Source organism: Roseovarius pacificus (genome assembly GCF_900142665.1).
GTDB lineage: Bacteria > Pseudomonadota > Alphaproteobacteria > Rhodobacterales > Rhodobacteraceae > Roseovarius > Roseovarius pacificus.
Genome location: NZ_FRBR01000004.1, coordinates 174,174 through 199,246 on the forward strand (window position 1 = coordinate 174,174; position 25,073 = coordinate 199,246).

Genomic DNA, 25,073 nt, shown 5'->3' on the forward strand with positions numbered 1-25,073 from the left:
TGGAAACAGAAGACGGCGGGGGTCATGTGACTATGTGCCCGGCAGCTTGGAGGCGGCGGGCGAGTTCGGCGATATGATCCGGCCCGATTTCGCAGCAGCCGCCGACGATGCTGGCCCCCTGATCGACCCAGCCCATGGCGAAATCGGCATAGGCGGTTGGGGTGAGGTCCGTCCGGGCGGAGAGCGCATCGACGGTTGCGCCGTCTTGCAGGAAGGCCTGGGTGATGGCGGTGAAGCCGTTGGCATAGGCCCCGTAAGGACGGTCGAAGGTTTTCAGGATATCGAGCGCCGGGGCGACGGCCTCGGGGCGGGTGCAGTTGATCAGCACGGCGTCGGGCCGAAAACGTTCGATCAGCGGGGCGAGCCCGTCGAGGGCTTCGCCCGAGCGCAGGCGGGTGCCGTCTTCGTCCTGCACGGTGACGGCCAGCCAGACCGGCAGGCCGGTGCGCGAGGCGGCGCGCAACGCACCTTCGGCTTGCGGGGTCGAGGCCATGGTTTCGAGCAGCAGGAGATCGACGCCGTGTTCGCCCAGCAGGCGCATGGGGCGTTCATAGAGGTTTTCGGCCTTGTCGGGGGGCGGGCAGATATCGGGCCTGTAGGAGGCCAGAAGCGGGCCGATGGCCCCGGCGATGCGGCCATGCCCCGCGGCATCGCGCGCGGTGCGGGCGGCGGTCACGGCTGTGTCCATCAGAGGCGCCATCTGTCCCTGAAGCCCGGCATGTTGCAGGCGGTTTTGCAGGATGGTGTAGCTGTTGGTGGTGGCGACCGTGGCCCCGGCGGCGAAATAGGCATCATGCACCTCGCGCAGCAGGTCGGGATGGTCGATCATGGTTTGCGTGGACCAGAGCGGCGTGGGCGGATCGCCTGCACGGTTGACCAGTTCCTGCCCCACGGCACCGTCGAGAAGGGTGATGCCACTCATGCGCGCAGCCTTTCGTTTTCCGGGTCCCAAAGGGGGCCGTCGGGCTGCACGGTGGCGCGGTGGCGCTGGCCGTAAATCTCGACCTCGAGCACCGTGCCGGGGGCGGCGAGATCGGCACGGACCATGCCGAGCGCCACCGAGGCATTGACGCGATACCCCCATGCGCCGGAGGTGGTTTCGCCCACGATCTGCCCGTCATGCCAGAGGGTGGACATATAGGGGGCATCGGCCTTGTCCGCCTCGACGATCAGGGTGACGAAGCGTTTGGCGGGGCCTGTTTTCCGCTCGGCCAGAAGGGCCTGTTTGCCGGGGAAATCCTGTGGCTTGTCGAGGTTCACGAAGCGGTCCAGACCGGATTCGAACAGGGTGTAGTCGGTGGAGAGGTCGCCCTTCCATGCGCGGTAGCCCTTTTCGATGCGCAGGGAATTGAGCGCGTACATGCCGAAGGGTTTCAGCCCGTGCGCCTGCCCGGCCTGGCAGACGGTATCGAACACGGCGGCGGTGTCCGGGGTTCTGGTGTGGATTTCCCACCCCAGTTCGCCCGCGAAAGACACGCGAACCAGCCGCGCCCACCGGCCCGCGATTTCGGTGGCCTGATGGGTCAGCCAGGGCTGGTACAGGTCGGCGTCGCATATCCCGGCCAGCAGATCGCGCGATTTAGGACCGGCCAGGATTTGTGTCGCATATTCGGCGGTGCGGTCGGTGAGGGTGACGCCCTCGACCCCGTGCAGGGCGTTTGAGAGCAGGTCGTGATCGTGCCATTGCGCGGCGGCGGCGGTGATCAGGGTCATCAGGTCGTCGCGGTGGCGGACGACGGACATTTCGGTCACGACACGCCCACGCGCATCCGCGAAATGGACCAGCCCGATGCGCCCCACGCGGGGCACGGCGCCGGTGATCTGCCCGGCCAGCCAGTCGGCGGCGTTCGGGCCTTCGATGTTGAAGCGCGAAAAGCCGGGCAGATCGAGGATGCCGCAGGCATCGCGCACGGCCTCGCATTCCTCGCGAATCCGCGGCTCCCACGGGCCGGCGCGGTTCCAGGTTTGGGTGCTTTCCTCGGAGGTGTCGTCGCCGGGACGGGCGAACCAGTTGGCGCGTTCCCAGCCGTTATAGGCCCCCATCACGCCGCCCAGATCCCTGATGCGGTCATGCACGGGGCTGAGTTTCCGATCCCGCCCGGCGGGCCATGAATGCCAGGGGAAATGCATGGCGTATTCGTGGCCGTAGACCTCCATCCCCTTGGCGATGCAATAGTCGCGGTCGGTGTAGTCGGTATAGCGGCGCGGATCGGTGGCCCACATATCCCATTCGGTCGCGCCCTCGGTGACCCATTCGGCCAGCACCTTGCCCGCGCCGCCGCCCTGCGCGATGCCGAAGGTAAAGACGCAGGCCTCGAACGCGTTGGGCACGCCGGGCATCGGGCCGATCAGCGGCAGGCCGTCGGGGGCATAGGGGATGGGGCCGTTGATCACCTTGTTGACCCCGCCGGTGCCAAGGATCGGCACGCGCGCGACGGCATCCTCGATATACCATTCCAGCCGTTCCAGATCGTCGGGGTAGAGCTGAAAGCTGAAATCTTCGGGCATGGGATCGTCGGGTTGCACCCAGTGGGCGCGGCAGTTGCGTTCATAGGGGCCGAGGTTCAGGCCGTATTTTTCCTGCCGCAGGTAATAGGAGCTGTCCACGTCGCGCAGCAGCGGCAGTTTGTGGCCTTGCTGGCGGCTCCAGTCCTCCAGTTCGGGGATTTCGTCGGTCAGCAGGTATTGGTGACTCATCACCATCATTGGCACGGTGCGCCCGCCGAAGGGTCTGAACCATTCGCCCACGCGTTGGGCGTAGTAGCCTGCGGCGTTGACCACGTAATCGCAGCGGATGTCGCCCTTGTCGGTTTTTACGATCCATTCGCCGTTCTGCCGGTCGATGCCGGTGGCAGGGCAGAAGCGCAGGATCGTCGCGCCCATGTCGCGCGCGCCTTTGGCAAGCGCCTGCGTGACCTGAGCCGGGTCGATATCGCCGTCGTTGGGATCGTAGAGCGCGCCTTGCAGGTCGTGGGTTTCGATGAAGGGATAGCGGGCCTTGATCTCGTCCGTGGACAGGATTTCAAGATCCATGCCCTGATAGCGCCCCATGCCGCGCGCGCGTTCGAATTCCTGCATGCGTTCGTGGGAATGGGCCAGCCGGATCGAGCCGGTCTGGTGGTAGTTCATCGGGTAATCGACCTCGGCCCCGAGGCGGGCGTAAAGCTCGGTCGAGTAGCGCTGCATGTTCATCACCGACCAAGAGGTCGAGAAGGTGGGCACATTGCCCGCCGCGTGCCATGTGGAGCCTGCGGTAAGTTCGTTCTTTTCGAGCAGGACGCAATCGGTCCAGCCTGCCCTGGCCAGATGGTAAAGGCACGAGGCCCCGACCACGCCGCCGCCGATGATGACCACCCGTGCGGTGGATGGAAACTCCGCCATGATACGCCCCCCTTTTACTGATCCTGTTGCGGCAACCCGTCCGCGATGTCGTAATAGTCGCCCTTGTCGGCCACGAAGATGTGCTTTTCGATTTTGAGGCCGGTGGGTTCGTCCAGCGCGCCGAGCGCGACGCTCATGGTGGTTTCGTCATGGGCGGTCCAGAACAGGAACGAGCCGCAGCGCGGGCAGAAGCCGCGTTTGGCGGCTGGCGTGGCCTCGAACCATGCGACGGGGCCGGTGATCGTGATGTTTTCCTTCGGGGCATAGGCAGAGGCCCAGAGATGGCCCGACATCTTGCGGCACTGGCCGCAATGGCAGGCACTGGCCCCTTGCAACGGGGCGTCCACGGTAAAGCCGATATCGCCGCAAAGGCAGTGTCCGGTGTGCATGTGTTATACCTTTCCTGTAGGGGTGGCGGCCGTGCCGAGCGCGATGCCGTAGACGACGAAGCACGCGGCCATGGCGCGGCGCAGCCAGATGTTGAACACCGCCCCGAGTGCGGCGCGCCCCAGCCCTGCGCCAAGCGCGGTGAACCCTGTATAGCTGAGTGCGGTGATGGTCAGGGCGGTGGGGAAGATCACCCACATCTGATCCCAGATCGGTATGCCGGGCTGTACGAACTGGCTGAAGGCGGCAAGGTATCCGGCGACGCTTTTGGGGTTGATGGTGGCGATCGCGAAGGCGCGCCAGTAGATCGATCCGGGGGCGGCGGGTTCGGCGCGGACGGGCCGTCGTGCCATGATCCAGCCGCGTATGCCGAGCCAGATCAGCACCCCCGCGCCGATCAGTTTGGCGGCGGTAAAGGCCGTGGGTGAGGCCGCGATCAGCGCGGTGATCCCGGCGGCGGAGAGTGTCAGGAACAGGGTGGCCTGTGTCAGGATCGCTGCCACGCCCCACAGTCCGCACCGGAACCCGTGACTCATGCCGTTGCGGATGCAATTCAGGTGATTGGGCCCCGGCGTGGTCACGAAGACCACCCAGAATACTGCGAAAATTGTCCAGGCGTCGAAGGTCATGAATTACCTCAATAGACTGGCGGGGCGATCACCCAGATCGCCACGGCGGGGGCGTCATAGGGGTTGATCCACTCAAAAGGTTCGGCCCGGACGCGGAAACTGTCGCCGGGATGCAGGGTGAACCGGCGCTTGGCGATGATCAGGTCCAGCTTGCCCGAGATCAGGTACCCCACTTCTTGCGTGGGGCGGGTGACGACCTCGCCGATGCGGCTGTGGGGCTCGAAGGTGCAGTGGACCATCTCGAAATCGTCGGTGAGGTCAGGGGAGAGGAGTTCTTCGATCAGGCCCGCCGCGCCCGAGCCGATGCGCCGCCGTGCCCCTTGCCGGACCACATGACCGGCCTCGTCCACCGGGCCGGAGGGTTGGCCGAAGAGCATGGAAACGGGCACGTCCAGAATGGCGGCCATATGGCGCAGGTCGGTGATCGAGGGGTCGGACATGTCACGCTCGACCTGGCTGAGCCAGCCGACGGAACGGTTCAGCCGCTCGGCCATGGCGTTGAGCGTCAGCCCCCGCGCCTTGCGCAGCGCGCGCAGGTCGGCGCCAAGGGTGCGGAGGCGGGTGATGTCGGCTTGTTGCATCTGCGGCGGGTCGTGAAATTATTGCGTCGAATTTCACGGTGCGGTGATTCCGTGAAAAAATCAAATGAAATTTCACGCCGGTTGCGTTGCAGGGCGGGGACGGGCCGGATATGTGCAGGGGTCTGGCACCGGAGGCCCGTCAATGATCGACCCCTTGCAAATCCTTCTGGGCTGGCTGGCCCTGGTCAACCTGTTGGCGTTTCTGGCACTGGCCAAGGATAAGCACGCTTCAAAAAAACGCCGCCGCCGGGTGCCGGAGCGGCGATTGCTGTGGCTGGCCGCGCTTGGCGGGATGCCGGGGGTTTTCGTGGCGATCCACCTGTTTTCGCACAAAACCCGCAAACAGCCGTTCCGCCGGTGGCTGTTCCTGATCCTCGGGGTGCAGATCGTGGGGCTGGGCCTGCTGCTGGCGATGTGAGCCGGGCGCGGTCAGAGGCGGCTGAAGGTGGCGCGCAGGATCAGGGCCAGTTGCTCGGCGTCGTGGCTGTCGAAGGCGGCGGGCCGGTCGCTGTCGATGTCCAGAACCCCGATCAGGCCGCCCGCACCGTTCCAGACGGGCAGCACGATTTCGGAGCGGGTGGAACTGGAACAGGCGATGTGATCGGCGAAGGCCTCGACATCGTCAACGATCTGCGTTTGCCCCGTGCGGGCCGCCGCGCCGCAAACGCCACGGTCGAAGGGGATGGACAGGCATCCGTGCCCGCCCTGATAGGGGCCTATTTTCAACAGGTTGGGGTCGGTCACGCGGTAGAATCCCGTCCAGTCGAACCTGTCGTCGGCATGGTGCAGCTCGCAGGCGAGGGTGGCCATCAGGGCGACGGGGTCGGTTTCGCCTTCGGTCAGGGCGGCGATGGATTTCGAGACGGTGTCATAGTCGATGCGCATGGGAATAGCCTTGCCATACTGTGCCGCAGCGCGCCAGAGGGTGTGGCCCCGGCGGCGGGGCTGGTGTAGAGGGCCGCCTATGGACAGCGTTTACGACCCGCCGCAAGACCCGCTGAAGGTGCTGCACGAGGATCACGAGATCGTCGTGGTGGACAAGCCCGCCGGATTGCTGAGCGTGCCCGGCAAGGGCGCGCATCTGGCCGATTGCCTGTTGGCGCGGGTGCAGGAGGCGTTTCCCACGGCGCTGCTGGTGCATCGGCTGGATCGCGATACATCGGGTGTGATGGTCTTTGCACAGACCCCGCACGCGCAACGCCACCTAGGGCTGCAATTCGAGAAGAGGCAGACGAAAAAGACATATGTGGCAAGGGTTTGGGGATATCTCGAGCCGAGATCCGGCACGGTGGACCTGCCGTTGATCGTGGACTGGCCCAACCGCCCGCGCCAGATGGTGTGCCATGAGACCGGCAAGGCGGCGGTCACTGACTGGCGGGTGTTGCGGCATGGGCAGGAGGAAACACGGGTGCGGCTGATGCCAAAGACCGGGCGCAGCCACCAGTTGCGGGTGCATATGCTGGCGCTCGGGCATCCGATTCTGGGCGATCCGCTTTATGCGACAGGCGCGGCGGCGGCGTTTCCCCGGCTGATGCTGCATTCGGAAGAATTGCGCCTGCGCCACCCGGATGGCGGGGCCGGGATGCGGTTCAGGGCGAAGGCGCCGTTCTGAGGGGCGACTGACGAAAATCCGGTTCGGTATCGCATCGGTATCACGTCGGTATCGTGTCGGTGTCAGAGGTGCAGCGCCAGCTTGCGCCCCTCGTAGAAGGCATAGGGCGCCAGCCGTGGCGCGACGCAATCGCCGATCTGGTGACAGGCGATCCCGGCGGCGTCCAGATCCTGCGCCAGCATATCGAAGGCGGTGTTGGTCGTGGCCAGAACCAGCGTGTCGGCGTCGATCATGGTGGTATCCCCGGTCAGCATCGAGAGCACGGCGGCCTGTTGACCCGTCCATTTGTCGATGACGGATTCGGTGTGGAAACGCACCCCGGCGCGGGCCAGTGTCTGGCGCAGCGGCACGTCCGAGGTGGTGCGGCCCAGTTCGGCGGCGATATGGGCATCGGGCGTGACGATGGACACCTCGTGGCCGCGCTCGGCAAGGAACCATGCCGTGCCAGAGCCGCGCCAGTGCCCGCCCTCGTCCAGAAGGACGACGCGTTTGCCGGGCACCATCGCGCGGCGCATGATGTCCTCAACCGAGCAGACATTGCCCGCCCCGATCCCGTCGAGCCTGTCGCGTTCGGGCAGCCAGCGCTGGAAACCGGTTTCCGGCGGGAGCGAGCCGGTGGCGACGATTACCTCGTCCGCGCCGTATCCGGCCACGTCCTCGGCATCGACAAAGGTGTTCAGGCGCAGATCGACCCCGAGCGCGTCGAATTGCCGTTCGTACCAGTCGAGCAGTTCAAGCACCTGACCGCGCCGGGGCTGTTCCCCGGCCAGCCGGAATTGCCCGCCGATTTGCGCGCCGGCCTCGCAGATCGTGACGCTGTGACCGCGCGCTGCCGCAACGCGGGCGGCCTCCAGCCCCGCAGGGCCCGCGCCGATCACCAGCAGTTTGCGGGGGGCGTCCGCAGGGGCGATGCTGCCTTCGCTGCCCCAGTCGTGTTCGCGCCCTGCGGAGGGGTTGACCAGACAGGAAATCCAGTAATCGCGCGAGCGGCGGCCCCAGCACATCTGGTTGCAGGAAATGCAGTCGCGGATGTCGTCATCGCGGTTTTCGGTGACTTTGCGGCCCCAGAACGGATCGGCGATCTGGCCGCGCACGACGGACACCAGATCGGCCTCCTGAGCGCGCAGCATGGATTCGGCGTTGTCCGGTGTTCTGATCTGGCTTTCCGCGGTGATGACCGCGTGCGATACCTGCGCCTTGAGCCGCCGGGTCAGATCGGCACTGAGTTTTTCGCCATGCACGAAGGTGGGCATGACGCGATCATAGTCGATATAGCTGCCGGACCCGCAGGAGATGTAATCGACATGGCCGGTGGCGTCATAGCTGCACAGGATTTCCGTCATGTCGTCCAGTGACAGGGCGACGGGGTCTTTCGCGGCGTGGCTGGCGGAAAGGCCGATGATGAAATCCTCGCCGCAGGCCTGCCGGATGCCCTCGATGATGCGGCGGCCAAAGCGCATGCGGTTCTCCAGACTGCCACCCCATTCATCCGTGCGCCGGTTCGACCACGGGCGCCAGAACTGTTCGATGAGGGAATGATAGGCGGCCCAGACTTCGACCCCGTCGAACCCCGCCTTGCGACAGCGTTCGGCGGCACGGATGTAGCCGCCTATCAATTCTTCGATCTCGTTGGCGCGCAGGGCGTGGCTGCCATCGCTGTCGTGATAGGAGGGCATGCCCGAGGGCGACCAGTTGGGGCGGTAGGACAGATCGGCATCGCCATGTTGGCCGACATGGTAAAGCTGCTGCACCATCACCGCGCCTTCGGCCTTGCACGCCTCGGTGATCCGGCGAAAACCGGGGATGACGGCATCGTCGTTCGGGCGGAAATTCCCACGGGTCAGAACAGCGGTGTCATGCACGGGCTGTGGTTCGACCACGATCATCCCGGCCCCGCCGCGCGCCCGTTCGAGGTAGTAATGCAGGTGCTGTGTGCCGGGCAGCCCGTTTTCGGACATGTTGGCGGTATGCGCGCCGAACACCACCCGATTGCGCAGGGTCTTGCCGCGCAGCACAAGCGGCTGGGTCAGGATGCGGGCGGATGGGGTGCCGGTCTGTTGCATTTGGGGTCTCCGGAGGGGGATGTGCGCGTGATCCCAGGGGTTTGATTGGGTGGGCCGCAGAAAACTCTAGCCAAACCGGGGCACATGAATTGTATAATTGTCCTATTTTACGGAATAATTGATCGCAGGTTTCATGATGCCCCCATCCCGGCCCGAGGCCCGGCCTTATCTGAGTGCGGCGATTGTCCTGTGTCCCGGTTTTACCCTGACGCCGATGTCGTGTTTTTCGGATGCGTTGCGGCTGGCGGCGGATCAGGGGGACAACAGCCGCAAGGTGTTGTTCCAATGGGAGTATGCCGTGGCGGGCGAGGGCGGGGCGGTGTCGAGTTCGGGGCTGGAGGTGCGCCCGACCATCGCGCTGGACGAGATCATGGGGTTCGACTGTATCGTGGTGTGCGGTGGTTTGCTGCGGGATATGGGGCAGATCCGCCCTGACCTCTACGATCTTCTGCGGCAGGCGCATGAAGGGGGGGCGCTGGTGGTCGGGCTGTGCACCGGGTCTTTCGTGCTGGGCGAGGCGGGGCTGCTGGAGGGCAAAAGCTGTGCGGTGCATCCCAATGTGCTGCATGCGTTCAGCGAAAGGTTTCCGGGCACCACGCCGCTGACGCGCAAGACCTATTGGGAGGAAGGCCGGGTCATCACCTGCCCCGGTGGGGTGTTGTCGCTGGATGTCGCCGCGCATCTGATCCGCACATGGGGCAACATGAGCCGGACGTTCAAGGCGCTGGATTATCTTCTGTTCAACTATGAAAACCCCCGCACATATTTTCCCAAACGCCCCTATCAGGAACGGCTGGAGCGCGCCGCGACCCTGACGCGCGATGCGGTGGGGCTGATGGAGGCCAATATCGAAACGCCTTTATCCGTCGCCTCTCTGGCGCGGAGGCTCGCCACCACCCGGACCCGCCTGACCCGCGTGTTTCAGCGCGATATGGGGGAAACCCCGGCCGCGTTCTGGCTGAACATGCGCCTCGATATCGCGAGCCGCTTGTTGGTGGAGCGGTCCCTGTCGGTGACCGAGATCGGGTATGAACTGGGCTTTTCGGATACCGCGCATTTCTGCCGGCAGTTCCGGCGCCGGTTCGACCGGACGCCCGGCCAGTTCCGCAAGCTGCATCAGGACCGGAGGGACGGTGCGCGCTGACACCCGTTTCTAGCTGCGCAAAACGCGGTCGGTCAGGTTGAGCCGGGCGGCGACAATCGGTTTCAGCGTGGCGGCGAGCGCCGGGTCATCCGCCTGTATCTGCGCCAGTTCGTCCAGCCGGTTGGTGGCCACCAGTTGCAGCGCGTCCATGCGCGCAGCGCCCTGGGCATCGCGGGGCAGGGCCGGGACGGGCTGGATCAGGTCCGGTTTGGGATCGGGCGCGAGGCCGGCCAGATCGGCGGCGGGCAGGTCGGTTTCCACGAAGGCATAGAGCCCCACGCCCTTGGCGGGCAGGGCGTAGGTGCACAGCGCCACGTCGCGCACCTGTGCGTGATCCAGCAGGGCGGTGCGCAGGGCGGGGCCGTCGCGCTCGATCCGGTCTTCGGTGCCTTCGCCGTCGGACCAGTTCATCAACCGGCGGGTGACGAAATTATAGAGCTTCTTGCCCGTGGCCATCCAGATACGGGCCGGAAGGGCCTTTTGGTTCAGCATCCGCTGTTCGGACGGCGTGAGCAGGTTCGGCGCATAGGCGCGTTTCTGTTTCAGAAGGTGGCGCAGGTCTTCGCGCGCCATGATGCGAAACAGCTTGCTCCGGCGGCGGTGGACGCTGGCCAGCTGGAAGTCGATCACGGCGGCGCGGCCTTCGGGGGTCATCAGCCAGTTCTGCGGTTTGGCGATGTCGTTATGGGTCACGCCCGCGCGGCGCATCTGGCGCAACAGGCGTTTGGCGTCGCGATACCATGCCGGATCGGTGGGTTTGGCCAGTTGCAGGGGTGTGCCTTTGGTCCAGCTGCGCAACAGGCCGGTCTTGTCGACGCGCACCAGAACCGGGCAGCCTTCGATCCCCTGCACGGCGCGCAGGGCCTTGATTTCGCGCCGGGCAAGACCCCAGGCGATGGGCCTGGCATATAGCGGCACGGTGTCGAGCTTGCGCAGCACCACCGGGAAATCGGCCACACCCGCAAGCTGCCCTGAAACGGTTTCAGAGAAGATATCGCGCTTGTGCACGGTTTCGGGCAGGAAATCGGCCCGAGAGAGATCGGCAGGTGGTGTCATCGCGCCTGTCTTAGTGGCTTTCGCAGGACGTGGGAAGAGGTGGGGCTAACCGATCAGCCCGCCGGATGGGGGCGCGGCGCTGTTTTGCGACAGGCGGGCCACGGCGCGCAGGTATTTGCGTTGCGCCAAGCGTGTCGATCAGGGCCGGGTGCCGGGATGATGCGCAGTTCGATCAGGCCGAGGACAGGACGATCCCACAATTATCGAGGGCGTCACGCGCCCGCGCCCTGGCATCGCGATCACGGTCGGGATGCAGGGCGAAGGCGCGCAGGTCCATGGGCTTATGCGCCCGGTGTCCAGCCCGAGACGGCCTTGACTTCGAGGAAGTCCTCGATGCCCCATTTGCCGCCTTCGCGCCCGTTGCCGGATTGCTTCATCCCGCCGAAGGGCGAGCCCATGCCGCGGCTCTGGCCGTTCATTTCCACCATGCCCGAGCGCAGCTCGACCGCGCAGCGGTTGGCGCGGGCGCCATCCTGTGTCTGCACATAGTTGGTCAGGCCGTAGGGGGTGTCGTTGGCAATGGCGAGCCCGTCCTCTTCGGTGTCGAAGGGGATGATCGACAGGACCGGGCCGAAGATTTCCTCGCGCGCGATGGTCATGTCGTTGTGCACGTCGGCAAACACCGTGGGTTTCACGTAAAAGCCCCGGTTCAGCCCGTCGGGCCGCCCGGTGCCGCCCGCAACCAGCCGTGCGCCTTCGTCGATGCCCTTCTGGATCAGGTCCTGAATCTTGTTGAACTGAACCTCGTTCACCACGGGGCCGATATGCTGGCCTGCCTCGCTGGCCGGGCCGACCTTGACCGATTTGGCCACCTCGGCGGCGGTTTCGACGGCCTGGTCGTAAACCTCGCGCTGCACCAGCATGCGGGTGGGGGCGTTGCAGGACTGCCCCGAGTTGTTCATGCAGTGCAGCACGCCACGCTTGACCGCGTTGTCATCGGCATCGGCGAAGATCAGGTTCGCGCCCTTGCCGCCCAGTTCGAGGCTGACGCGCTTCAGCGTGTCGGCGGCGGCCTTGGAAATGAGCTTGCCCGCGCGCGACGAGCCGGTGAAGCTGACCATGTCGACATCCGGGTGGGTCGAAAGCTGCGTGCCGACGCCCGCACCGTCGCCGTTCACCAGGTTGAACACGCCCTCGGGGAACCCGGCCTCGTCCATCATTTCGGCGAACAGGAGCGAGGACAGCGGCGATTCCTCGGAGGGTTTCAGCACCATGGTGCAGCCGGCGACCAGCCCGGCGATCACCTTGAGCGTGACCTGGTTCATCGGCCAGTTCCACGGCGTGATCATCGCCACCACGCCGATGGGGTCGTGAATGATGCGATCGTTGGGGGCGTGATCTCCGAGCGGTTCGATGAATTCGAAATCGCGGGCGACGGTCAGGAACGCCTTGATATGGCCCATGCCCGCGCCGACCTGCGACTGACGGGCCATGTCGATGGGCGCGCCCATTTCCAGGCTGATGGCCTGGGCCATGTCCTCGGCGCGGGATTTGTAGATGTCATACAGTTTTTCGACCAGCGCCAGGCGCTCGTCCTTCGATGTGCGTTTCCATGCGGGAAAGGCGGCCTTGGCAGCGGCGACGGCGGCGTCGGTATCGGCCTGTCCTCCCAGAGAGATCACCGCGCAGGGCTCTTCTGTGGACGGGTCGATCACATTGTGATCCTGTGAGGCGGCGGGATTGACCCATTCGCCGCTGATGTAGAACTGGCGTTTCTCGATCATGGTTGACCTCCGTGGATTTGCTGGCACCTTGGCAGTCTGGTAACCGGCCCGCAAGGGCAGGGATTCTCTGGTTTCCGGAATTTGATCAAATTCCGTATTGCAACGGACTTCAAGCGAAAAGGACACGATTATGTCACTGCGTATCAATGACACGATCCCGAATCTGACGGTCGAGACCGATCAGGGCACCATCAATCTGCATGACTGGGTCGGCGACAATTGGGCGATCATCTTCTCGCATCCCAAGGATTTCACCCCGGTTTGCACCACCGAATTCGGAGCGGTAGCGCAGCTGGCCGATGAATGGGACAAGCGCAACTGCAAGGTGCTGGGCGTATCGGTGGACGGCGTCGAGGACCACAAGAAATGGAAGGGCGATATCGAGGCGGTGGGCGGTGCGACCCCCGGTTTCCCTATCGTGGCCGATGACGGGCTGGAACTGTCCAAGGCGTTCGACATGCTGCCCGCCGAGGCCTACCTGCCCGAGGGCCGTACACCTGCCGACAGCCAGACCGTGCGCTCGGTGTTCATCATCGGGCCGGACAAGCAACTGAAGCTGAGCATGACCTATCCGATGAACGTGGGGCGCAACTTTGCCGAGGTGCTGCGCGCACTCGACGGATTGCAGACCGCCGCCCGCGAAAACGTGGCGACGCCCGCGAACTGGAACGTGGGCGATGACGTGGTGATCCCCACCGCTGTCAGCGACGAGGACGCCAAGGCCAAATACGGCGCGTTCGAAACCAAGCTGCCCTATCTGCGCATGACCAAGCTGCCGGGGTGAGAGTTGCAGACGCATGACAAAATATCGGAGGCGCCACTGTCGAAGTGGCGCCTTTTGTCGATCGGAGCGGCGCTTCGATAGGAGAAGCGGAATTTCTGAACCACAGCGTGTCAGCGGTGTCTGGTTGACGACGGGTTTATCAAGGCCGCTTTTTGTTGCAAGTTCCTGGGATGTCCTTAGTGAGCCGACGTGACCCCTGACCCAAAGTGATGATCATGAACCTCCGCCCAACCAGAAATCACTCCGACTGGCGGCTTTCCGCGGGTTTCCGGCTTGGGCTGATGCCCGAAGTCGAACAGAAGGTGTTCTGTATAGGTTTCCAACGCAATGGCACGACGTCGACGGGCGATTTTTGCGAACAGCAACTGGGAATGGCGCGCCGTGGCTATCGTATTGCACAGCGGCGCAAATGGTCGCGATGCTGGTATCAGGGGGCGTTGGAGCGCATTTTCTCAGACCCCGTTTTCCGGACCGGCCAGGTTTTTGATGACGGGCCCTGGTGGTTTCCCAAGCTGTATGAAACTCTTTACGAGAGGTTCCCGCAGGCAAAATTCGTCATGTTCGACAGAGACCCGGAAGCCTGGTTTCGCTCGATGGTTGCCCATTCCGGTGGCCGTTCGCCGGGGTTCACGGATATACATGCAAGAATTTACCGACGCGAAGACGAATTGCGCGAACTGAGCGATGGTGATCCTGGAAATGTGCCGGCCATCAACGGTTTTTCGCTGGAAGACAAGAAAGAGCACTACATAGGCATTTATAGACAGCATAATGAAGATGCTGCGGAGTTCTTTGCCAGAAGGGCCCCAGACAGGTTTTTCCGCACCGATCTGAACGATCCTGAAAAATTCAGGAAGATGGCATGTTTTCTGGGCTTCGAGGACCGGAGCTATGATGAGGTCAGATCAAACGTCATCGCTTCGAAATGAAGTGGCGCTGGTGCGGTGTTTCATCCTGTCCCCGGCCCATTACGAAGACCTGGGCCTTGCGACGCAGGCGGCGGTTTTGTCGCTGTCAAATATCCTGTTCTGGACCCAGTCGGGTTATTTCGACACCGAAGCGATCCACAAACCGTTGCTTCACACCTGGTCGCTCGCGGTTGAGGAGCAGTTCTATTTTGTCTGGCCGCTCGTGCTTGTACTGCTTCTGAAGATCACGAGCCTTACACGAACATTGGCGATCTTCGCCGCGGCAAGTGTGATCAGTCTGGCGGCGGCGGAATACATGCTGGGCCGCGATCCGTCCGGTGCCTTCTTTCTGCCGGTGTTTCGCGTGTATGAGTTCGGGTTCGGGGCGACGCTTGCCCTGACCGGGAAGATTGCCCGCCCCGGGGCTGTTGCGCATTTCTCCTCGCTGGCCGGGCTGGTGCTGGTCTTGGGCGGAAGCCTTGTATTTACCGAACATCAGCGGTTTCCCGGTCTTGCGGCGCTGGTGCCATGCCTTGGCGCAGCGCTTTTGATCTATGCCGGACCGCAGGCGATCCTGAACCGTGTTCTTACCCTGCAACCGATCCGATATATCGGGCTTATCAGCTATTCGCTGTATCTCGTGCACTGGCCGATGCTGGTGTATTTTGCCTATTATCATAATATTCCGGACAGCCCGGCCGAAATTGCGATGCTCAGCCTGGCGGCTGTGGCCCTTGGCGGGCTGTTCTACCATTTCGTCGAAACCCCGTTCCGGCGAAGAACCCCGGCAAGGTTCCGGATTTCCGGCAAGCAACTGGGTATATCGGCATTTGTCGGTGCGGTGGCGATCACCCTGACGGGCGGCAAGATTGACGAAAAACATGGATATCCCGAGCGCCTTTCGGGCGAGATGCGGGCATTGCAGGAGCGTATCGAGGCTGCCGGAATTGGCCGCGAAGAGGCGATTCGCCTGACGACCTGTCATTTCACGCCGGAGACTGCTGAACAGTTGGCCAGAGATTTCACGGGATGCCTGCCCGAAAGGGCTGAAAACGCTATTGTCGTGCTGGGCGACAGTCACGCGGCCGATATCTGGGCGGGATTGTCCCGCGCCTATCCGGACCACGCCGTGGTGCAGTTCACCGGCGCGGGGTGTGATCGGGGGCGTGATCCCGGCGAAGCAGGCCTGATCGATTGGGCGCATTGCGACAGCTTGCAGGAGATATCCGGGCGCTGGATTTCCGGCAACAAGGCGGACGTGGCGGCTGTTATCTATTCGCAGCGTGCCGCATCGATGATGATCGGAGACCCGGTGATGGACAGTGCCAGCCTTGCGCCCGACCTGCAGCGTCTGGACGCTTTGGAGGCGGATCTGAGCCGTGTGGCCGAGCAGGGCGTGCCGGTCTTGTTCTGGGGGCCGCGCCCTGAATTTCACCCCTCGCTGGATGTGGCTACCGGTACGTTTCCGACGCTCGAAGCGCTTCTGGCTATTTATGGCGAGGCTGACATGACGCCTTATCGGCAGCTTGACGATACTCTTGCCGCGCGTTTTGCGGACAGTCCGGTTACCTACTTTTCAAGCTTCGTTCCGCTTTGCACCCCGGAATGTCTGTTGCTGATAGATGGGGGTGAGCCGGCGATTACCGATTACGCACATTGGAGTCCGGCAGGTGCTCGACTGGCCATTTCGCGGATCGTTACGGGTACGCCGGTGCTAGAGGATTTGCTTGGGTTTCCGGATGTTGCCAGCACATCGCAGTAAGGCTGCGTCCTGATATCAGGCCTGTACGATCCGGGCTGCGTTCAGCATGCCGCAGATGCCTTCGGGGGCCACATTGGCGATAACGTCAAGAATGCTGAGGCCGGGTTCGAAGCCTGCATGACCCTGATCGTAGGGCGGCAGGGCGGGTTCGAGAAAGTGGAGCGAGAGCCCGGCGACGGCGAAGCTGTCGGCGTCATAGAGATCGCGCCCGCCGATCATGTTGACATAATCCTGCGCGCCGACGGCACGGCAGGCGGCGATGATCCGCTCTTGCCCGGTGAGGGTATCGTCGAGACCGAGGGACGAGATACGCCGGATCGGGGTGGTCAGCCCGAGCGCGTCAAAGCAGAGATGCAGGGCGTATTCGGTCGCTTCCGTGAAGTCCGCGGGTTGGGGGGAGTGTGCTAGGTGTCGAGCGAAATCCTCGATAAGACGCAGGGCATCGTCGGTGTAGGGGGCCTTGGCGTAGGCTTGCCGAACTGTCCTGACAAGTTTTTCGCAGTCACGCGCGGCAGTTGGCCCGTAGGCTTTATTGGAAATCAGGTCGATGCGCGGGCGCTTGTTGACCGGAATGGAAAACATTGTCTTGCGCCCGTTGATCAGCAGGTTGTTTCGGTTCATCCAGCCTTGTTGGATGAACTGCACCGTGTCGAGCAGCCAGAATTCGTCGACGGCGGCGGCAAGCTGGAAGTAGCCGATATAGGGAAACAGGTAGGGCTGCATGATAGCGACCCTTCGGGGGGACTGCACCGTGCTTGCGCCGATCATTCGTGGCCTTTGAGAAGTTGGCCGGGCGACAGTGGAGGACGGGCCTTCATGCTGGCGTAGAGGCGCGACCAGGCCTCGAAACGCGCGCGTTCTTCGGCCGGTAAGTCCTGATAGGCGGGTTTGTTGTGCGGCTCGGTCAGGGCGAGATGGGCGCGCAGATCTTCGAGCGTATCGAACCGACCGAATGCGGGCTGGCCCTGTCGGGCGGTTTCATAGCCCATAGCGGCCATCATCGGGCCAGCCACGGCCTCGATATAGGCGATCTGCTCGTCATCCAGTTCGCGGCGGAACTTCTGCGTGTTGTCCGAGATCAGCGGTTTGTCGAGATTGGACCACATGGAGGAGCGTTGCGCGTCTGACCGCGCGCTTGAGCTGCGTTCGGAAAAGCGCAGCATTTCTTCGGAAAACGGCAGGTCGAGCATGGTACAGACACGGCGCAATTGGCCTTCGGGATCTGCCAGAATGTCCTCGTAGCGCAGGAACGCGACCGGGGTCACCGGCCCTAGCTGGGCCAGCGTTTCGAGATACCCCGCCTGATCTTGGCGCCAGCGTTCGGCGGCGCGCAACACGCCGCCGCGCATCACCGGGCCGTTCGTCCAGGACACCGCCATGTCGCGCGGATCGCGCACCATGAACAGGATGCGTGGCCGGGTGCTTTGGGCTGTCAGCATGGGCAGGTATCGGAAGGATGAATTCTCCTTCATCATGACATGCGGTTTGCCGGCGGCTTTCGCTTCGGCGGCATAGAGCGCCGCGGCCATGTCGCCCGCGTGGCTGAGCCCGGTAAGGAGTGCCGCACGTTCATCGGACGGCCAGGCGTCGATCGCCCACTGGCTGACCTTGGCATTGAAAAGGGCAAGAACGGCCTGGCGCAGATCGTCCGATCCGGGGGCGTAGCGGTAGGCGCATTCGCTCATCACCTTGAATAGGTGGCTGGCACCGGGGGCGCAGACCTGCGGGTGGGCGTCGAATATCTTGGCAATCATGTTGCTGCCCGAGCGTTCGGAGCAGAACAGGATGACAGGCGTCTCCAGACGGGGCATCAGGCGGCCCCTTCCGGGCGGGCGGCAGACACGGATATCCGGCGAATCTGGGCGACAATGTCTTCGTTCGGGACAAGCCGCATTTCGGGCGCGTTCGACAGGTTGAAGATACGCGCGTAAAGGTCATCGGCATTCGGCGTGGGCCGGTCGGACGGTAGCGGACGATAGTATTTGCGCAAGGTCACGGGGCCGGATTCCGGGCCGATCACCACCGGGCTCAGGCACAGGAACGGGGTATGTGCGCGCGGCGAATGCGGTGTCGTGGTGCCGGGAAAGGGCTGGGTGCCGACGTCCGCGTCGATCACGAGCGAGTGCATTCGGCGCTCTTGCCATTTATAGAAGCGGCCCCACCACGGCTTGCGTTCGAGCCGATCGATGATGGCGGCGGCTGAGAGATCGCTGAGTTTGTAGTTCGACGCGGCGAATTGCGCCCCGTTGGGCAGGGCAGCGGCGAAATTGGCGAGTTTTCGGATTGCGGTTTCCTGCTCGGCGTCGCAAATCACGAAACCACCCTCGCCCACGCCCCAGGGCTTGGTATGATGCGCAGAGATGATTTCAATCGGGGCATCGGGTTTGCGGGCGCTGTCCGGCCGATCCAGCAGGCCCGTAGCGTTGTCCACCACGAACTGCTTGCCGTTTTGCGCGCAAAAGGCCGCGATATCGTCCCAGTCGGACTGCTGAGCAAAAATGTTGGTGTAGACCACGCCATCATAGCTGTCGAGCGGCAGGGCACGAAGGGCATCGAGATGGAACCGGCCTTGCGCATTGCAGTCGATCACGGTGCTGCCGGACAGGGGGCCAACATGGGCCGAGAAGAAATTGAAGGCGCTGGTGACCCAACGAAATCCCGGAGTGCGCGCTTCGAGTGCATGCAGTCCACAGGCGATGTGCAGGGCTGCAGTGCCGTTGCAGACGGCCACCACGCGCCTGTGTTCGGGCAGATCGGCCAGGAGGGCGACCATGCGTTCGAGGAGCGCCGCGACCGGCCCGCCATTGGCGTGATGATTGGCCTTTACCGACAGGGAAAGAAGTTCGGCCAGCCGCTGGTGGTCATAGATCTTGTTTTCGATAAAGGGGATCGGCGTGGTTGGTGCGGGCGCGGGCAATTCATCGCAGGACGCAGGGGCAGGGACACCGGCCGCACAGGCCAGTTCCACGAGGCGCCGATCGCGCAAGCCAAACTTTCCTGAATATCTGGATGTGACCGCAGGCATGCTGAGGCCCATCGCCGGGATAGCGGCCGCCAATTGCCGCCGATAGGTTTGGGTCCAGCGGACGACCATCGAGTCGTCGGGGCTGTAGGCGGCCAGCGTGCCGCCCAGATCGACGAAATGAAACCGCTCGAATGTGTCCAGAACCTGAAAGCCCAGCCAACTTGTGAGCGATCCGCCTGCGGCACCGATCACCACGGGCGGGCGGGCACTCTGCTGATGGGTCTTGAGCACCTTGAACAGACGTGCGCGAATTTTGTCGCGCTTCAGTCTGGCCTCGGTTGCGTCCACCTCGATCACCGTGAGTGAGTACAAGCCGATGCTGTCGAACAGGGCACGGTTGCTGGCGTTGCCGACAAAGATCACCTGCCGGTCGCGCAGCGCGTCGAGAAAACGCCCGAGGCCGCCGGTGATCGCTGCGACCTTAAATTCGTGCCCGGTGAAACCGTTTTCGGCCACGTTGTCACGATGCGCCTGTGGAACGAAATGGGCGATCAGGTCTTCGCACGATTGCCTGTTCTCATAGGGTGTGCCCTCGATCCGGGCCGATCCGGGCCACGGGGACAGCGAGGCCACGAAATGCATCCCCTGTTCAGGAGACGGCAGGTCGCGCATGCGCGTCAGAAGATCGGCCAGCATTCCACCTTCGGCGAACTTGCTTCCCTTGACACCAAGGCGGGCGTCGATGTCGTCGCCAGGATGGGTCGCGAACGACTCGCGGTCGATCCCGCTTGCTTCGAGCCGCGCCAGCCGTTCCCAGAAGCCATGGTTGATTTTGCAAAAGGCGAACGAGGCGTCGTTTTCGAGAAGATCGAGAATGCGTAGAAAGCCCGGTTGATCGTCCTCGATAACAGGGGCCGCGCGGAAACCCTGATCGGTCTGGTTGAATAGTGGCGTTGTGGCCGGCGCTGTGCCCGTACCCGCGAGCGATGCGGGGACAGTCGCCGGAACCGTGCCACTGAAGCGGCGTAGCAAATGCTTGAGAGCCAACCTGTTCATTTCGCTACATTGCGCTCCGGATTGAATACTGCACAACCAGGCACGTTGCTGCCCATGAAACTGTCGGATGCAGCGCCTGAACCAGATTAATGGCCGAACCCGATTTATTGCTGCTAACGTGCAATGCAGGGGCAGTCAACTTGGACCCCGGGTTCGGGGTTTATGCGCATTCCGACGCCGTTGCGATGAATGGTCAATAGAAACGGTCGTAGTCAACACGGTAAAGCATTTCGATACGGCTGCGGGTTGTGGTGTCCAGAACTTTGGCCATGATACGTTCGGGTTCGATGGATTTCCCCCGGATTTTTTCCATGAAATCCATTGGGCGATTGCCTTCGGGATAAGATTTCTGGTGATGCCCGAAAGACGCCTTGATGCATCCTCCTGAAGTTTTGTCGAGCCATTCGGTGACAGCGTCCATTCCATCTTCGAGTCTGAAGACCATGCAGTCTTCGGAGATGAACCTGTCGGCGGGCAGGAAATGGTTGTCAAAGGAGTTTTCGAAGTAATCGCCCGATTTCTCGAGCTGCGTCAGAAAGCGCTTCAGGCTTTGGCGGCGTGGAAGCCGGCCCAGGCCGCGGTTAAAGTTGAAGGCACTGAGAAAACGTTCAACCGGATCTCGCACAAAGCCGAAGCTGTAGTCGAAGAAATCCGGTGCGAAAAGCCGGGCGAGCGCGTCTTTCGGGATATGTTGAGGCGAGGACCTGTTCCAATGCGTGCCCTGATGCCCCCACCAGTCCGGATCGTGCAACGAGAGGATGATGCCTGCCTCTTCAAGACCGCGTTCGATGCTGGTGCCCCCGCATTTCGGAACGTGCGCAAAGTAGTAGATGGAGTCTTCTGTTCGAAACGCCGGCATGAATGATTCGCATTTATTGTGTTCTTGTCGTGGGGGACGACGTAGCAAGATTTAAAACAGTTTTACATAGCGGCAATCGTATCTGCGGGGCGAGCGGGACAACGCCGGTATCGCGTGGCCTGGCAAGGGAAGTTTTCGGTCTTGTTTTCGCACCCTGGCGTCTGAGACGAGACAGAAATCTTTCGAAAAACATCATAGTTAGATGCGCGCCGGACACGCGCAGGTCTGTTACACGTCGTCGTGGAACTGGCCCAAGTGCTGGCCTTTCGTTTCGCGAAGCCTATGAGCCTCTGACGCGGCGTGCCTGCCCATAGGGCCCTCCAGGGCAGACATTATTTTCAACATCGTGTCAGAGCTTTCGCGTGACAACGAAAGTGGCGATTTCTTGAGAAACTGGAACCCCCGGTATCGCAGCGTGTAGAAGGGCATGGAGTATCCCATCGCCTGTCTGGCCACGGTCATCAAAATGATCTGGATACGGTCCTCGCGGCCTCGATCTGTGTCCCGGTCGCTTTGTACGACTTCGTTGCGTTTTCGTTCGAGCTTGGGATCTTCGGGGATCACCAGGTTGCGCGCCACCTCATCCAAGGCGGTATTGTCGAGTTTTTTGATTTCGTGGTCGAGGTCAAACACGTTGCAAGTTGCCGTGTGATTGTAGCCATGAGAGATGACCCATTGGGTCAGGCCGATTTCGCCGCGTCTGACGGTGCGCTTCTTATGGTTCGACAGGCGGAAACGGCGCCAGTAGCGAAGAAATGCAGGGTCGCGCAGGATACGGGGTCCCATCGCCAGAGCGTATGAGGCGTAATGGTAATTCGGGTGGTCGATGGTGTATTCCCACACCAGATCGCGAAACCGTTCGACATCGTCACGTCTGATCCCGTAATTCGAAGTCGCCCCGACGAAATCGCAGCCCGCCGCGCGGACGTCGTCGAACCAGCTGCGCGGGGCTTCGATCATCCAGGTCGAGTCGTTGAGGATGTAAAGCCGTTCGAGCGTGGGCAGCTGGCTGGCCATTTGCAGAACCGCGTCGCGGTAGCCGCCGAAATCGTAGCCCACGTTGGGCCGTTCGATCACCAGTGCAGATTGGTCCAGCAGCGTTGCGCGATCTGTTTCGGACAACGGCAGGTTCGAGACGACGACGGGGGTGATCCCGTGTTTCGCAATCTGCGCCAGCATGTCGTGGTGCGACGCAAGCAAACCGTCGGGCGCATAGACGAGATACACCGCCACCTCTCCGGCGATCGGTTTGGCCCCCTGGTGCACGACCTTCTGGCGAGAGATTTTGCGGTCGTAAAGCGGGCGCAGGAACAGGTATTCCCAGATCACGCCGGGCAGACCGGCCAGTTGCCGACCGGCCCGCTTCAGTTCGCGTTTCACTTTCCAGAGTGGAATTTTCTTCATGAGGTCGCCTTGTGTCGCAGGGCTTGCCAGACGCCGCGCAGGAAAGCCGCCTGTTTGGCGCGTTTGCGGGCCGATAGCAGCGTCAGGGGGGAAATCAGTTGTCCCACCGCCGACAGCAGGGCCTTGCGCCCCGCGCCGGGCAGGTGGTGTTTGCGCGTGGCATAGACCCGCGAGCGGCCCATGTGAAACGCCTTGAACGCAGCGGATTGCGGCGAGCGTATGGTGGAATTGCCCGCATCGTGCATCACCCGGGCATCGCGCACGAACATCAGTGTTCCGCACTGCGCACGCAGGCGCAGGGCCAGGTCGTCGTCTTCGTGATAGAGGAAAATCGCGGAGTCGAACCCGCCCACGGTTTCAAAGGCCGCGCGGCGCACGAAAAAGGCTGCGCCGGTCAGTACGGGCACTTCGCGGTCGGCCTCCGGCCAGCCAGACGGGAGCTTTTCGGATTTGGGCAGCAACACGCTGCCGCGTTTGAAATAGGGCCGTCCGTTCGCCTCGCTGATCGCGGGATTGAAGGCGACGGCGTCAGGGTAGGTCTCCGCCGCGGCAACCAGCGCCTCCAGCGCGCCGTCCTCAAGCCGGGCATCGGGGTTGAGAAACAGCAGGAATTCGGTGCCGGCCCTGGCCGCTCCGATGTTGCAGGCGGTGCCGAAGCCGCGATTGTCGTCATTGCGGATGAGCTCTGCGCCGTGCTGTTCGGCAAGTTGGGCCAAAGCATCCTGGTCGGTCGAGGCATTGTCGACGATCACGCAGGACGCGCCGGGCGGCAGCGAAGCCAGCATGCCGGGCAACACCGCGAGGCTGTTGTGCGCCACGGTTACAACGGTAACGCGTTCTGATGCGGGGGCGATTGACATCTGGACCTGAAAACAGCCTTTTGGCGAAAACCGGAATTCGGGGAAACCCATAGCAACTGCCACGCATCAGGGGAAGCCCGGACGAAGCGCCGAAACGCGGAAGGACAGCACATGGCCAAGCGAAAACCGTTCGAGATCGCGGGCGTCACCGTGCCGCCCGGAACACGGCGCACGGTGGATGTGCCGGTAAGCTATCTGTCGGATCATACGCCGGTGCATTTGTCGGTGCATGTGGTTCACGGGCGCAAGCCGGGGCCGGTGATGTTCGTTTCCGCCGCCGTGCATGGCGACGAGGTGATCGGCGCCGAGATCGTGCGCCGGTTGCTGAACGCCAAGGCGCTGACGCCGATGTCGGGAACCTTGCTGGCGGTGCCGATCGTCAACACGTTCGGGTTTCTCAATCACTCACGCTATCTGCCGGACCGGCGGGATCTGAACCGGTGTTTTCCCGGACATGCAACGGGCTCGATGGCGTCGCGGCTGGCGCATATCTTCATGACCGAGGTGGTGCGGCGCTCCGATCTGGGGATCGACCTGCATTCGGCGGCGATCCGGCGCACGAACCTGCCCCAGTTGCGCCTGACGGCGGGCAATTCCCGGCTGCGCGATTTGGCCGATGTGTTCGCCGCGCCGGTGGTGATGACATCGAATCTGCGCGACGGTTCGCTGCGCATGGCCGCCGAAGAGGCGGGTGTGGACGTTCTGCTCTATGAGGGCGGCGAGGGGCTGCGATTTGATGAGTTGCCCGCACAGGCGGGGGTGGCCGGTATTCTGAGGGTGATGAACCACCTTGGCATGATCGCCAAGAAAGGGGTGCCGAAAAAGCGGGCCGAGCCACTCTATTGCAGCGATTCAACATGGTATCGCGCCCCGGCGGGCGGGCTGTTTCGCGGCTATACGGGCATTGGCGAAATGGTCGAGCCGGACACCGTTCTGGGGGCGATTTCCGACCCGTTCGGAGAATTTGAGGCTGAGGTTGTTTGCGATCAGGCGGGCATTGTCATCGGTCGCACGAACATGCCTGTGGTCTACGAGGGAGACGCGCTGTTTCACATCGCCGAACCGGCCAGTGCCGAGGACGTGATGCCGGATATCGGCCTGCATCTGAAAACCGCGCCGATGTTCGACGAGGACGAGATCATCTGATATCGGCGCCGTGGGCGGAGCTGTTTATTTTTCGGATGCGCCGGAGGTATCGAAACGGGCGGGATTTGCCGGTCCGATAAAGATCGACAGGCTGAGCAGCCCGAAGATGAACTCGTAGACTTCCCACTTGCGGGGCAGGTCCACAGCTGCGACCAGCAGGCTGGCCACGACCGCGATGATCGTATGGCGCAGCCCCGGAACCGGAACCATCAGCGCATCAGCCAGTTTCGCGATCCAGCGCACACGCGGGTAAAGCGGCGGCAGGACCACCAGATAGAGCAGCAGGATTGTGGTCAGGACACTGCCGAACAGTGTTTTGGCCAATTGCTCCCCGCCAAAGGCCAGATTGTGCAGGTTCGTTTCGTATTGGCGATTGTTTTCGAGGAAGTAACCGGTCGTCTCCCAGCCGATAATCCGCTGACCCCAGGAAATTTCCTCGCCTGCGCCGAAAACGAAGATCAGCGCGTAGAAGGCCACCAGAAGGCCCGCGCCGATCCGCGCCGCGCGGCCCAGCCGGATCGCGCGCCAGAACAGCACGAGGCTTGCCATGAACAAGGCCACGGCTGTGCCGTATTCGATCGGCCCGTCCTCGATTGCAAAGCCCGTGGCAAACTGCGGTCCGAAGTCCAGAACCGCGTATGCCAGGGTGAATACAAGGGTGGCGTTCAAGAAGCCGAAGATCACCTGATCGGCGAAACTGAATCTGCTCATACTGGATGCCTGTCATGTTCCCGTCACAATCTGTGCGTTGC

Annotated in this window: 23 protein-coding genes; 7 read left to right on the top strand and 16 right to left on the bottom strand. The window is 62.8% G+C overall.

The genetic code is table 11. The annotated features are described in order from the left end of the window. Positions 1–22: 22 nt before the first annotated feature. From BUB53_RS09760 to BUB53_RS09780, 5 genes are read right to left on the bottom strand one after another with little or no spacing between them, the layout of a single operon-like run. Positions 23–922 carry a homocysteine S-methyltransferase family protein gene (locus BUB53_RS09760; protein ID WP_073034525.1) on the bottom strand — a complete coding sequence of 300 codons (900 nt, stop codon included), beginning with the start codon at positions 920–922 and terminating at the stop codon, positions 23–25. Beyond that, positions 919–3,381: a GcvT family protein gene (locus BUB53_RS09765; RefSeq protein WP_073034526.1), complete on the bottom strand. Its 2,463-nt coding sequence runs from the start codon at positions 3,379–3,381 to the stop codon at positions 919–921. Before BUB53_RS09765 ends, BUB53_RS09760 begins: the two co-directional genes overlap by 4 nt. A gap of 14 nt (positions 3,382–3,395) precedes the next feature. Further along, positions 3,396–3,770, bottom strand: a complete 375-nt coding sequence (locus tag BUB53_RS09770) for a GFA family protein (RefSeq protein WP_073034527.1) — start codon at positions 3,768–3,770, stop codon at positions 3,396–3,398. A 3-nt stretch (positions 3,771–3,773) separates the two neighbouring features. After that, the gene (locus tag BUB53_RS09775; RefSeq protein ID WP_073034528.1) at positions 3,774–4,397 is read right to left on the bottom strand and encodes a LysE family translocator; all 624 of its coding nucleotides are present in this window, start codon (positions 4,395–4,397) and stop codon (positions 3,774–3,776) included. A gap of 8 nt (positions 4,398–4,405) precedes the next feature. Further along, the gene (locus BUB53_RS09780) at positions 4,406–4,978 is read right to left on the bottom strand and encodes a helix-turn-helix domain-containing protein (RefSeq protein ID WP_073034529.1); all 573 of its coding nucleotides are present in this window, start codon (positions 4,976–4,978) and stop codon (positions 4,406–4,408) included. A 142-nt stretch (positions 4,979–5,120) separates the two neighbouring features. On the opposite strand from BUB53_RS09780, the gene BUB53_RS09785 reads away from it, so the two are divergent. Beyond that, entirely contained in the window at positions 5,121–5,396 is a 276-nt protein-coding gene (locus tag BUB53_RS09785) for a DUF1294 domain-containing protein (protein ID WP_073034667.1), read from the top strand. Positions 5,397–5,407: 11 nt separating this feature from the next. On the opposite strand, the gene BUB53_RS09790 is transcribed toward BUB53_RS09785, so the two are convergent. Further along, the gene (locus BUB53_RS09790) at positions 5,408–5,863 is read right to left on the bottom strand and encodes a GAF domain-containing protein (protein ID WP_073034530.1); all 456 of its coding nucleotides are present in this window, start codon (positions 5,861–5,863) and stop codon (positions 5,408–5,410) included. 79 nt (positions 5,864–5,942) lie between these two features. Between BUB53_RS09790 and BUB53_RS09795 the strand changes: the two genes are divergently transcribed. Beyond that, positions 5,943–6,590 carry an RluA family pseudouridine synthase gene (locus tag BUB53_RS09795; protein ID WP_073034531.1) on the top strand — a complete coding sequence of 216 codons (648 nt, stop codon included), beginning with the start codon at positions 5,943–5,945 and terminating at the stop codon, positions 6,588–6,590. Positions 6,591–6,652: 62 nt separating this feature from the next. On the opposite strand, the gene BUB53_RS09800 is transcribed toward BUB53_RS09795, so the two are convergent. Continuing rightward, the gene (locus tag BUB53_RS09800) at positions 6,653–8,653 is read right to left on the bottom strand and encodes an oxidoreductase (protein WP_073034532.1); all 2,001 of its coding nucleotides are present in this window, start codon (positions 8,651–8,653) and stop codon (positions 6,653–6,655) included. A 133-nt stretch (positions 8,654–8,786) separates the two neighbouring features. Between BUB53_RS09800 and BUB53_RS09805 the strand changes: the two genes are divergently transcribed. Further along, positions 8,787–9,797, top strand: a complete 1,011-nt coding sequence (locus BUB53_RS09805) for a GlxA family transcriptional regulator (RefSeq protein ID WP_084729051.1) — start codon at positions 8,787–8,789, stop codon at positions 9,795–9,797. A gap of 9 nt (positions 9,798–9,806) precedes the next feature. Here the strand turns inward: BUB53_RS09805 and BUB53_RS09810 are convergent, their stop codons facing one another. Both BUB53_RS09810 and BUB53_RS09815 read right to left on the bottom strand, forming a co-directional pair. Beyond that, the gene (locus BUB53_RS09810; RefSeq protein ID WP_073034535.1) at positions 9,807–10,853 is read right to left on the bottom strand and encodes a serine/threonine protein kinase; all 1,047 of its coding nucleotides are present in this window, start codon (positions 10,851–10,853) and stop codon (positions 9,807–9,809) included. Positions 10,854–11,134: 281 nt separating this feature from the next. Then, positions 11,135–12,577, bottom strand: coding sequence for an aldehyde dehydrogenase family protein (locus BUB53_RS09815; RefSeq protein WP_073034536.1), 1,443 nt, complete (start codon positions 12,575–12,577; stop codon positions 11,135–11,137). A 130-nt stretch (positions 12,578–12,707) separates the two neighbouring features. Here BUB53_RS09815 and BUB53_RS09820 point away from each other — a divergent pair, with 130 nt between their 5' ends. From BUB53_RS09820 to BUB53_RS09830, 3 genes are all read left to right on the top strand, one after another. After that, positions 12,708–13,361, top strand: coding sequence for a peroxiredoxin (locus BUB53_RS09820; protein WP_073034537.1), 654 nt, complete (start codon positions 12,708–12,710; stop codon positions 13,359–13,361). A gap of 215 nt (positions 13,362–13,576) precedes the next feature. Continuing rightward, positions 13,577–14,290, top strand: a complete 714-nt coding sequence (locus tag BUB53_RS09825) for a sulfotransferase (RefSeq protein ID WP_159437793.1) — start codon at positions 13,577–13,579, stop codon at positions 14,288–14,290. Then, a complete protein-coding gene (locus BUB53_RS09830; protein WP_159437795.1) occupies positions 14,256–16,031 on the top strand; it encodes an acyltransferase family protein in 1,776 nt (591 codons plus the stop codon). The genes BUB53_RS09825 and BUB53_RS09830 overlap by 35 nt, the downstream gene beginning before the upstream one ends. Positions 16,032–16,046: 15 nt before the next feature. On the opposite strand, the gene BUB53_RS09835 is transcribed toward BUB53_RS09830, so the two are convergent. From BUB53_RS09835 to BUB53_RS09860, 6 genes are all read right to left on the bottom strand, one after another. Continuing rightward, positions 16,047–16,754 (bottom strand): WbqC family protein, encoded by a 708-nt coding sequence (locus tag BUB53_RS09835; protein ID WP_159437797.1) that lies wholly within the window; start codon positions 16,752–16,754, stop codon positions 16,047–16,049. Positions 16,755–16,795: 41 nt separating this feature from the next. Then, positions 16,796–17,842 (bottom strand): sulfotransferase family protein, encoded by a 1,047-nt coding sequence (locus tag BUB53_RS09840; RefSeq protein WP_073034541.1) that lies wholly within the window; start codon positions 17,840–17,842, stop codon positions 16,796–16,798. After that, positions 17,842–20,052, bottom strand: a complete 2,211-nt coding sequence (locus BUB53_RS09845; protein ID WP_073034542.1) for a DegT/DnrJ/EryC1/StrS family aminotransferase — start codon at positions 20,050–20,052, stop codon at positions 17,842–17,844. Before BUB53_RS09845 ends, BUB53_RS09840 begins: the two co-directional genes overlap by 1 nt. Before the next feature lie 193 nt (positions 20,053–20,245). After that, positions 20,246–20,911 carry a sulfotransferase family 2 domain-containing protein gene (locus BUB53_RS09850; protein ID WP_073034544.1) on the bottom strand — a complete coding sequence of 222 codons (666 nt, stop codon included), beginning with the start codon at positions 20,909–20,911 and terminating at the stop codon, positions 20,246–20,248. 228 nt (positions 20,912–21,139) lie between these two features. Beyond that, on the bottom strand, positions 21,140–22,315 hold the full coding sequence (locus BUB53_RS09855; protein WP_073034545.1) for a rhamnan synthesis F family protein: 1,176 nt from the start codon (positions 22,313–22,315) through the stop codon (positions 21,140–21,142). After that, positions 22,312–23,175 carry a glycosyltransferase family 2 protein gene (locus tag BUB53_RS09860; RefSeq protein WP_073034668.1) on the bottom strand — a complete coding sequence of 288 codons (864 nt, stop codon included), beginning with the start codon at positions 23,173–23,175 and terminating at the stop codon, positions 22,312–22,314. Before BUB53_RS09860 ends, BUB53_RS09855 begins: the two co-directional genes overlap by 4 nt. A gap of 111 nt (positions 23,176–23,286) precedes the next feature. On the opposite strand from BUB53_RS09860, the gene BUB53_RS09865 reads away from it, so the two are divergent. Beyond that, entirely contained in the window at positions 23,287–24,321 is a 1,035-nt protein-coding gene (locus tag BUB53_RS09865) for a succinylglutamate desuccinylase/aspartoacylase family protein (protein ID WP_073034546.1), read from the top strand. 24 nt (positions 24,322–24,345) lie between these two features. Here the strand turns inward: BUB53_RS09865 and BUB53_RS09870 are convergent, their stop codons facing one another. Then, positions 24,346–25,032, bottom strand: coding sequence for a hypothetical protein (locus BUB53_RS09870; RefSeq protein WP_073034547.1), 687 nt, complete (start codon positions 25,030–25,032; stop codon positions 24,346–24,348). Between the last annotated feature and the right edge of the window lie 41 nt (positions 25,033–25,073).

What these genes read in the sequence shown, in the direction of transcription:
- BUB53_RS09860 (WP_073034668.1), bottom strand. Translation starts at nt 23,175, where the DNA reads ATGTCAATCGCCCCCGCATCAGAACGCGTTACCGTTGTAACCGTGGCG.
- BUB53_RS09770 (WP_073034527.1), bottom strand. Translation starts at nt 3,770, where the DNA reads ATGCACACCGGACACTGCCTTTGCGGCGATATCGGCTTTACCGTGGAC.
- BUB53_RS09785 (WP_073034667.1), top strand. Translation starts at nt 5,121, where the DNA reads ATGATCGACCCCTTGCAAATCCTTCTGGGCTGGCTGGCCCTGGTCAAC.
- BUB53_RS09840 (WP_073034541.1), bottom strand. Translation starts at nt 17,842, where the DNA reads ATGCCCCGTCTGGAGACGCCTGTCATCCTGTTCTGCTCCGAACGCTCG.
- BUB53_RS09820 (WP_073034537.1), top strand. Translation starts at nt 12,708, where the DNA reads ATGTCACTGCGTATCAATGACACGATCCCGAATCTGACGGTCGAGACC.
- BUB53_RS09795 (WP_073034531.1), top strand. Translation starts at nt 5,943, where the DNA reads ATGGACAGCGTTTACGACCCGCCGCAAGACCCGCTGAAGGTGCTGCAC.
- BUB53_RS09835 (WP_159437797.1), bottom strand. Translation starts at nt 16,754, where the DNA reads ATGCAGCCCTACCTGTTTCCCTATATCGGCTACTTCCAGCTTGCCGCC.
- BUB53_RS09850 (WP_073034544.1), bottom strand. Translation starts at nt 20,911, where the DNA reads ATGCCGGCGTTTCGAACAGAAGACTCCATCTACTACTTTGCGCACGTT.
- BUB53_RS09765 (WP_073034526.1), bottom strand. Translation starts at nt 3,381, where the DNA reads ATGGCGGAGTTTCCATCCACCGCACGGGTGGTCATCATCGGCGGCGGC.
- BUB53_RS09780 (WP_073034529.1), bottom strand. Translation starts at nt 4,978, where the DNA reads ATGCAACAAGCCGACATCACCCGCCTCCGCACCCTTGGCGCCGACCTG.
- BUB53_RS09775 (WP_073034528.1), bottom strand. Translation starts at nt 4,397, where the DNA reads ATGACCTTCGACGCCTGGACAATTTTCGCAGTATTCTGGGTGGTCTTC.
- BUB53_RS09805 (WP_084729051.1), top strand. Translation starts at nt 8,787, where the DNA reads ATGATGCCCCCATCCCGGCCCGAGGCCCGGCCTTATCTGAGTGCGGCG.
- BUB53_RS09760 (WP_073034525.1), bottom strand. Translation starts at nt 922, where the DNA reads ATGAGTGGCATCACCCTTCTCGACGGTGCCGTGGGGCAGGAACTGGTC.
- BUB53_RS09825 (WP_159437793.1), top strand. Translation starts at nt 13,577, where the DNA reads ATGAACCTCCGCCCAACCAGAAATCACTCCGACTGGCGGCTTTCCGCG.
- BUB53_RS09800 (WP_073034532.1), bottom strand. Translation starts at nt 8,653, where the DNA reads ATGCAACAGACCGGCACCCCATCCGCCCGCATCCTGACCCAGCCGCTT.
- BUB53_RS09830 (WP_159437795.1), top strand. Translation starts at nt 14,256, where the DNA reads ATGAGGTCAGATCAAACGTCATCGCTTCGAAATGAAGTGGCGCTGGTG.
- BUB53_RS09845 (WP_073034542.1), bottom strand. Translation starts at nt 20,052, where the DNA reads ATGAACAGGTTGGCTCTCAAGCATTTGCTACGCCGCTTCAGTGGCACG.
- BUB53_RS09810 (WP_073034535.1), bottom strand. Translation starts at nt 10,853, where the DNA reads ATGACACCACCTGCCGATCTCTCTCGGGCCGATTTCCTGCCCGAAACC.
- BUB53_RS09855 (WP_073034545.1), bottom strand. Translation starts at nt 22,315, where the DNA reads ATGAAGAAAATTCCACTCTGGAAAGTGAAACGCGAACTGAAGCGGGCC.
- BUB53_RS09870 (WP_073034547.1), bottom strand. Translation starts at nt 25,032, where the DNA reads ATGAGCAGATTCAGTTTCGCCGATCAGGTGATCTTCGGCTTCTTGAAC.
- BUB53_RS09865 (WP_073034546.1), top strand. Translation starts at nt 23,287, where the DNA reads ATGGCCAAGCGAAAACCGTTCGAGATCGCGGGCGTCACCGTGCCGCCC.
- BUB53_RS09815 (WP_073034536.1), bottom strand. Translation starts at nt 12,577, where the DNA reads ATGATCGAGAAACGCCAGTTCTACATCAGCGGCGAATGGGTCAATCCC.
- BUB53_RS09790 (WP_073034530.1), bottom strand. Translation starts at nt 5,863, where the DNA reads ATGCGCATCGACTATGACACCGTCTCGAAATCCATCGCCGCCCTGACC.